The sequence below is a fragment of the Cupriavidus sp. CPT47-8839-RL05A genome, from assembly GCF_058792255.1.
Window position 1 is genome coordinate 102,161 of record NZ_JBYTEG010000027.1, and the last position, 7,587, is coordinate 109,747.

Sequence of the window (7,587 nt, forward strand, 5' to 3'; positions counted from 1 at the left end):
GGCCGGTTATTGCGCCAGTGCCAGCAGCCGGCGGGCCTGCTCGATCACGGGCCGGTCGACCATCTTGCCATCGACCTGCACCGCATGGCTGCCGCTGGCGGTAGCTTCCAGCACGCGGCGGGCCCAGTCGAGCTGCTCGGGGCTGGGCAGGAAGCCTGCGCGCGCCGCGCCCAGCTGGGCCGGGTGGATGCAGAGCTTGCCGGCAAAGCCGAGTTCGCGCGCATAGGCAACATCGCTGGCCAGCACGGCTTCGTCTTTCAGTGCGGTGGTCACGCCGTCGACCGGCGGTGGCAGGCCGGCCACGCGTGAGGCCAGCACGATGCGGGCGCGCGCAAAGGCGAGCGCGTCGCGCGTATGGCTGCAGCCCAGGTCGACTGCATAGTCGAGCGAGCCGAAGGCAAGGCGTGCCACGCCGGGGGCCGTGGCCACGGCATCGATCTGATGCAGGCCCAGCGCGGTTTCGATGATCGCGACCAGTTCGCCCTGCGGGTTGATCGCATGCAGGGCCTGCGCGATGGTGGCCAGCGCGGCGGCATCTTCTGCCTTGGGCACCAGCAGGCCGGCCAGCGCGGTGCCCGGCGGCAGCGCGCGCAGCCAGGCCAGGTCGGCGGCAAAGGATGGCGAGGCGCTGTCGTTGAGGCGGACAAAGGCGTTGGCCGCGGGCCGCCCGGCCAGCCACTCGGCGATGGCTTCGCGCGCGGCGGGCTTGGCGTCCGGATGGACCGCGTCCTCGAGGTCCAGGATCATCACATCGGGGCCGGCGGCCGCGGCCTTGTCAAAGCGTTCCGGCCGGTCGCCCGGCACGAACAGGTAGGTGACTGCAGTGGTCATGTCTTGGCTCTCAGCCTGCGGCGGGCAGCCAGTCGTTGACGTTCGGGGCCTGCTCCAGCGCCCACACGCGCTGGATGATGGTGCGCATCTCGGCCTCGCTCGCGCCGTGGCGGAACGCGCCCAGCTGCAGCGCCTTGGCTTCCAGATCCGGGCGCGACAGGGTGTTGTCGGGATCGCCCTTGGGCACGTCGACGCGCGCCGCCAGTGTGCGGCCGTCGGTGGTCGTGACGGTGACGCGGCCGATCCACTGGCGCGGGTAGGCGGCGTTGATCTCGGCATCCAGTTCCATGCCGACCTTGCCGCGGAAGGCGGTCACCTTCGGGTCCTGCAGCGCATGCTGCTCGAACTCGCCCAGGCCCGCATGGCCGTGCACGGCCACCAGCCCCAGCACCGTGCCCATCGAGAACTTGGCCTGGTGGATGGTGGTGGGGTTGACCACCGGGCCGAGCACATCGATGGCGCCCTGGTGCACGTGCGTGGTGACGCTGGCGACCTGGTCGGCGCCGATGCCTTCGCGCTGCATCAGCGCCTTGAGCGCATCGGCGGCCGGGTGCGTGTGGCGGCATGAGGCGAAGAACTTGAACGAGGTCTCGGCGGTGGCCCAGCGCGTGCCCAGGCCGTCGGTCAGGCAGGCGGGATTGGCATCGCTGGACATGCCGGCGGCCATGCCCTGCGCGCCTTCCAGGATCTGCCTGGCGCCGGTGAAGCCGGCGCGCGCGAGCCAGGCCGACTGCAGGCCATCGGCCGCGGCCTTGGCGGTATGCAGCTGCTTGGAGTCGGCGGCGTCGCGCAGGAATTCCCACAGGCCCGCGGCCTGCGTGCCGGCCGAGCCCAGAGCCTGGTTGATGCCTTCGGCATCCAGGCCGTAGAGCTTGGCCACGGCCGCGGCGGCGGCTAGGGTGCCCACCGTGCCGGTGGTGTGGAACACGCGGTAGTGCGAACGGCCCATGAATTCGCCGATGCGGATGCCGGCTTCATAACCGGCGATGGAGGCCAGCAGCACCTCGGCGCCAGTCTTGCCTTCGGCCTGCGCGGCGGCGACCACGGCAGGGAACACCACGGCGGCCGGGTGCAGCACCGAGCCGTTGTGCACGTCATCCTGCTCGACCACGTGCGACGAAGCGCCGTTGATCAGCGCGGCGAAGTAGGGCGAGGTGCGGCGGCGGTCCACCAGCACTTCGGCCGCGCCCTGCGTCGGCCCCATCGCGGCGGCAAACTCCTGGATGCGGCGCACGGCCGGGGCGTCCTTGCCCGCGATGGCCGAGGCGATCCAGTCAAGGAACAGGTCCTTGGCGCGCTCGATCACGGGCGCGGGCACGTCGGACAGCTTGAGGTTGGCCAGGAAATCGCAAAGCTGGCGGGTGGGGTAAGTGGTGTCTGCGGCTTGGCTCATGCCGGCTCCGGAAATTGAACAGGTGCTTGCAGAAAGAAGGGAGCGCCCGGTTTGCCCGGGCGCCGGTATTGGCTCAGATAGTCTGTTTGTCCGCCAGCGCGGCGATGTCGCTGTCGGCATAGCCGAGTTCGGCGAGGATCTTGCGGCTGTGCGCGCCCAGCGCCGGTACGTCGCCCATCACCGGCTCCACGCCGGACAGGTTGGCGGGCGGCAGCAGCGCATCGATGGGGCCGCCCGGGGTGGCGACTTCGCGCCAGCGCTGGCGCGCTTGCAGTTGCGGATGGTTCCATACGCCTTCGATGTCGTTCATCGGAGCATTGGCGATCTGCGCCTGGTCCAGCAGCGCCTCGGCCTGCTCCACCGTCAGCGACGCAAAACGTTCTTCGATGAGGGCGGTGAGTTCGGGGCGGTTGCGCACGCGGGCGGTATTGCTGGAAAAGCGCTCGTCCTGTGCCAGTTCCCGATTGCCGAGCACGACCTCGCAGAAACTGGCGAACTCGCGTTCGTTCTGCACGCTGAAGATCACGCTGCCATTGCCGGTGCGATGCACGCCATACGGGGCGATGGTCGGATGCGACGCGCCGAAGCGAGCCGGCGGCTTGCCGCCATAGTGGCCGAAATAGAGAACCTGGTTCATCCATTCGGCCATCGCCTCGAACATGGTCACCTGCACGCGCAGGCCCCTGCCGGTGCGGCCGCGCTGCAGCAGCGCCGAGAGGATGCCGCTGTAGGCATACATGCCGGCCGCGATGTCGGCGATCGAAACGCCGGCGCGCGACGGCTCGTTCGGGCCGCCGGTGAGGCCCACCAGGCCGGCGGCGGCCTGGATCAGCAGGTCATAGGCCTTCTTGTCGCGATAGGGGCCCGAGTCGCCATAGCCGGAGATGTCGCAGACGATCAGCTTCTCGTACTTGCCATGCAGGCTGTCGAAGTCCAGGCCCATGCGGGCGGCGGCGCCGGGCGCCAGGTTCTGCACCAGCACGTCGGCATCGGCCAGCAGGCGGTGCAGGATGGTCTGCGCCTCGTTGTCCTTCAGGTCCAGCGTCAGGCTTTCCTTGCCCCGGTTGAGCCAGACGAAGTACGAGGCCTGGCCGTGCACCGACTGGTCATAGCCGCGCGCGAAGTCGCCGGCGCCGGGGCGCTCGATCTTGATGACGCGGGCGCCCAGGTCGGCCAGCTGGCGCGTGGCGAAGGGAGCGGCCACCGCGTGTTCGAGCGACACCACGCGGACGCCGTCGAGCGGGCGGATGCCTTGGGGGGATTGGGACATGGAAAGCCTTAGAACGAACGCGGCAGCTCGAGCACATGCTCGGCCACGTAGGACAGGATCAGGTTGGTCGAGATCGGCGCCACCTGGTACAGGCGCGTTTCGCGGAATTTGCGTTCGATGTCGTACTCGGCGGCAAAGCCGAAGCCGCCGTGCGTCTGCAGGCAGACGTTGGCCGCTTCCCACGACGCGTCGGCGGCCAGCAGCTTGGAGATATTGGCTTCCTTGCCGCACGGCTTGCCGGAGTCGAACAGCTGCGCGGCCTTGTAGCGCATCAGGCTGGCGGCCTCGACATTGATGTAGGAGTGCGCGATCGGGAACTGCACGGCCTGGTTCTGGCCGATCGGGCGGTCGAACACGATGCGGTCGCGCGCATAGTTGCTGGCGCGCTCGACAAACCAGTAGCCGTCGCCGATGCACTCGGCGGCGATCAGGATGCGCTCGGCGTTGAGGCCGTCGAGGATGTACTTCAGGCCCTTGCCTTCCTCGCCGATCAGGTTTTCGGCGGGGACTTCGAGGTTGTCGAAGAACAGCTCATTGGTCTCGTGGTTGACCATGTTGCGGATCGGCTTGACCGTCAGGCCCTTGCCGATGGCATCGCGCAGGTCCACCACAAACACCGACAGGCCCTCGGACTTGCGCTTGACCTGGTCCAGCGGCGTGGTGCGCGCCAGCAGCAGCATCAGGTCCGAATGCTGCACGCGCGAAATCCATACCTTCTGGCCATTGACGATGTACTTGTCGCCCTGGCGTACCGCGGTGGTCTTGAGCTTGGTGGTGTCGGTGCCGGTGGTGGGCTCGGTCACGGCCATCGACTGCATGCGCAGCTCGCCCGAGGCGATGCCCGGCAGCCAGCGCTGTTTCTGCGCTTCGGAGCCGTGGCGCAGCAGGCAGCCCATCACGTACATCTGGCCGTGGCAGGCGCCGGAATTGCCGCCGCTGCGGTTGATTTCCTCCATGATGACCGAGGCCGCGGTCAGCGACAGGCCCGAGCCGCCATAGGCTTCGGGGATCAGCGCCGACAGCCAGCCCGCCTGGGTCAGCGCCTGGACAAAGGTCTCAGGAAAGGCGTTCTGCTCTTCCACCCGTTGCCAGTACGCCGAATCGAAGCCGGCGCAGAGGTCGCGCATCGCTTCGCGGATTTCGGGGTACAGCTGGTCTGGATCCTGATGTGCGTGCATGGGGTAGCCCCGCTCGGATTGAATGGGGCCATTATTCCCGAGCCCCCGGCACGCTGAAATTCGGATTTGCGAAAGAGCGGCTTAGGTGGGCCGGAAGCGGGGGGAGGCGGAAGCTGCATGCGGCGCCGGGGCGCCCGCAGTTGCGCAAGAGGCCGGTGCAGCGGCCTCTTGCGCGGGGATGGCTGGCACGCCGGGCCTGGGAATCAGTGCATGAAGAGCCAGATCAGGACCAGGATGAAGGCCGGGACGCCAAGTAGCCAGGCAAGGATATAGGGCATGGTGCAACTCCTGTCGATGACGGTAATCGGTGATTCCAATATAGGAATGCCGTCATGCCGGCACTGTCGGAAAGCTTCCGCTTGCGATGTAGGACGCAGCCGCAAGCGCCTGGCGGGCGGCCCCGCGCGGCGTGGCGCGAGTGCCTTGCGGCCCGCCGGCCCGGTTGCCGGCAGGCCATCCCGTGCTACGCTCAGGTCTGTACCCAAGCACCCGGAGACGAGCCATGGACGGGGTCTGGTCCGAGATCTACAGTGTCTTGCGCGCCGAGTTCGCCGATGTGCCGGACGCTGGCGAGGCCACCCGCATCCTGGCACGCCTGTTCATGGCGGTGCTGCTGGGCGGCCTGATCGGCTATCAGCGCGAGGCCTCCGGCAAGGCAGCGGGGCTGCGCACCCATATGCTGGTGGCGCTGGGCTCGGCGCTGTTCGTGCTGGTGCCGCTGCAGGCAGGGACGCCGCTGGCCGACATCAGCCGCGTGCTGCAGGGGCTGATTGCCGGCATCGGCTTCCTTGGCGCCGGCGCGATCCTGAAGCACAGCGACGAAGCCCACATCCAGGGCCTGACCACCGCGGCCAGCATCTGGATGGTCGCGGCCATCGGCGTGGCTGCCGGCCTGGGTCGCGATACCACGGCGGTGATCGCCACCATTTTCACGCTGGTCATCCTGCAGGTCCTGCAGCGCTGGAAATAGCGCACCCGCGCCCGGCGCATCCGGCACCCCGTGCCGCCCGGCGTGCGCCGGTCTGTTCGCTTGCCCGCCAATTTGCGTCATTTCCCACAGCAATGCGCGCCAGCGCACGCTGCCCGCGCGCGCTGCGCCCTATGCTGTGGCACAGGTTGCGCCGCGATCCACAGGCGCGGCCGTGGCAGAGCAGGGGGAGGCAGCCATGAAATCATCGATCCGTGACGACGCGGCGCTGGCCGCATTCGTGGGGCCGCGCTATGCGTACTACAGCCAGCGCTGGTCCCTGGCAGAGGCACGCGGCGGCATGTCGTGGAACTGGGCGGCGTGCCTGCTGGGGCCGTTCTGGATGGCCTACCGGCGCATGTACTGGCAGGTGGGGGTCTATGCGCTGATCGTCTGCGCCGAACCGGTGCTGCACGCGCTGTTCGGGCTGAAGATGCCGCTGGCGGTCCGGCCGATGCTGTATGCCATGGCGCTGCTGCTGGGCATGTATGGCAACCAGATCTACCGCTGGCATGCCGAGGCGACCATCCGGCACCTGCGCGAGTACCATTTCTCACCGGAACTGGTGCATGATTCGCTGGCGCGCTGTGGCCGCACCAGCTGGCCCGGTGTCTTCGCCATGGGCCTGCTGCTGGTCGTGATGACGGTGTCGCTGAGCCCGCTGGCGGGGCTGGTGGTGCAGGGCGGCGGGCTGACCGCCGGCTGAACGGCCGGCGGCTTCCCTGATTTACACGGGCTCGCGCGCCGCGTCGACCAGGTACTGGATCAGGGTTTCGGCAAACTGGGGCAGTTCGCGCCCCGGGCGGCGCACCAGGCGCAGCTCGCGCTTGGCCCATTCGTCTTCCAGCTGGATAAAGCGCAGCACCTTGCGGCTGGCGTAGCGGCGCGCGCAGCTGTTGGGCACGATGGCGATGCCGGCGCCGGCCTCGACCATGCGGCATACGGCATCGAAGCTGCCCACCTGGATGCGCAGGCTGATGCGCTTGCCCATGCCGCCGGCGATGCGGTCCAAAAACGACTGGATCGCGCTGAACTGGTTCAGGCCGACAAAGCGGCAGGTATCGAGCAGGTCGGCGAAATGCAGCCGCTTGAAGGCCGGCAGCGGGTGGTTGACGGGGGCGATCACGATCAGCTCATCGCTGCACAGGTGCATCGCGTCCAGGTCCTGGGTGGCGACTTCACCGGCCACGATGCCCAGGTCGGCGGCGCCGGCGCTGATCGCCGAGACGATTTCCTGCGACAGGTGCTCTTCCAGCTCGATATCCACGTCCGGGTTCTCGCTCAGGAAGCGCGATACGCCGGTGGCCAGGAACGAGTTGGTGGCGGTGGTATTGGCCAGCAGCCGCACCCGGCCCTTGACGCCCTTGGCATAGGGCCGCAGGTCGGCGTGCAGGCATTCCAGTTCGCGGAAGACCTCGCGCGCGTGGCGCAGCAGCGCATCGCCCGCCGGCGTCAGGCGCACCCCCTTGACCTGGCGGATCAGCAATTGTGTCTGGAACGCCTCTTCCAGCTGCTTGATCCGGGTGCTGGCCGCGGGCAGCGACAGGAAGCTGCGTTCGGCCGCGCGGGTCAGGTTCTCCGTCTCGCCAACGTTCAGGAAGAGGCGGAGATCGGTCAGGTCGTAATGCATGGGCTTCCGTCAGGCCAAAGGCCAGTTTTGTGATTCGTGAATTCCAAAGTCTCGGCCGTCAATTTATCGTATCCGCTGCGGAGTGGACATCCGGATTGACCGCACCGGCGGGCGAATGCCCGCGGCGCAGGGGTGTTTGGCCGGGTTTGCGGTCGGTGACCGCACAAAAAGTATTCAGAGGAGCAACGCAATGAGCGGTTTGATGGCAGGCAAGGTCGCGCTGGTGACGGGCGCAGGTGGTGGAATCGGGCGCGGCATCGCGCTGGCACTGGCCGCCGCCGGCGCCAAGGTGGTGGTCAATGACCTCGGCGTGTCGAT

The 7,587-nt window shown here is 68.1% G+C and carries 8 protein-coding genes; 3 read left to right on the forward strand and 5 right to left on the reverse strand.

Annotated features, from left to right (window positions below):
• Positions 1–6: 6 nt before the first annotated feature.
• The 4 genes from AC3WVS_RS27440 to AC3WVS_RS27455 all read right to left on the reverse strand — a co-directional run bounded on the left by AC3WVS_RS27440 (position 7) and on the right by AC3WVS_RS27455 (position 4,672).
• A complete protein-coding gene (locus AC3WVS_RS27440) occupies positions 7–831 on the reverse strand; it encodes an HpcH/HpaI aldolase/citrate lyase family protein (protein ID WP_492321138.1) in 825 nt (274 codons plus the stop codon).
• A gap of 10 nt (positions 832–841) precedes the next feature.
• The gene (locus AC3WVS_RS27445) at positions 842–2,224 is read right to left on the reverse strand and encodes an MmgE/PrpD family protein (protein ID WP_492321139.1); all 1,383 of its coding nucleotides are present in this window, start codon (positions 2,222–2,224) and stop codon (positions 842–844) included.
• Between the two features lie 73 nt (positions 2,225–2,297).
• A complete protein-coding gene (locus tag AC3WVS_RS27450; RefSeq protein WP_492321140.1) occupies positions 2,298–3,494 on the reverse strand; it encodes a CaiB/BaiF CoA transferase family protein in 1,197 nt (398 codons plus the stop codon).
• An 8-nt stretch (positions 3,495–3,502) separates the two neighbouring features.
• Positions 3,503–4,672 carry an acyl-CoA dehydrogenase family protein gene (locus tag AC3WVS_RS27455; RefSeq protein ID WP_492321141.1) on the reverse strand — a complete coding sequence of 390 codons (1,170 nt, stop codon included), beginning with the start codon at positions 4,670–4,672 and terminating at the stop codon, positions 3,503–3,505.
• Positions 4,673–5,174: 502 nt separating this feature from the next.
• Here AC3WVS_RS27455 and AC3WVS_RS27460 point away from each other — a divergent pair.
• Both AC3WVS_RS27460 and AC3WVS_RS27465 read left to right on the forward strand, forming a co-directional pair.
• Entirely contained in the window at positions 5,175–5,642 is a 468-nt protein-coding gene (locus tag AC3WVS_RS27460; protein ID WP_010813951.1) for an MgtC/SapB family protein, read from the forward strand.
• A 196-nt stretch (positions 5,643–5,838) separates the two neighbouring features.
• Entirely contained in the window at positions 5,839–6,345 is a 507-nt protein-coding gene (locus AC3WVS_RS27465) for a DUF2628 domain-containing protein (protein WP_492321142.1), read from the forward strand.
• A gap of 21 nt (positions 6,346–6,366) precedes the next feature.
• Here AC3WVS_RS27465 and AC3WVS_RS27470 read toward each other — a convergent pair whose 3' ends face one another.
• Positions 6,367–7,269 (reverse strand): LysR family transcriptional regulator, encoded by a 903-nt coding sequence (locus AC3WVS_RS27470; RefSeq protein WP_010813949.1) that lies wholly within the window; start codon positions 7,267–7,269, stop codon positions 6,367–6,369.
• Positions 7,270–7,459: 190 nt separating this feature from the next.
• Between AC3WVS_RS27470 and AC3WVS_RS27475 the strand changes: the two genes are divergently transcribed.
• Positions 7,460–7,587: SDR family NAD(P)-dependent oxidoreductase (locus AC3WVS_RS27475; RefSeq protein ID WP_492321149.1), on the forward strand; the 128-nt coding region annotated here is incomplete at its 3' end.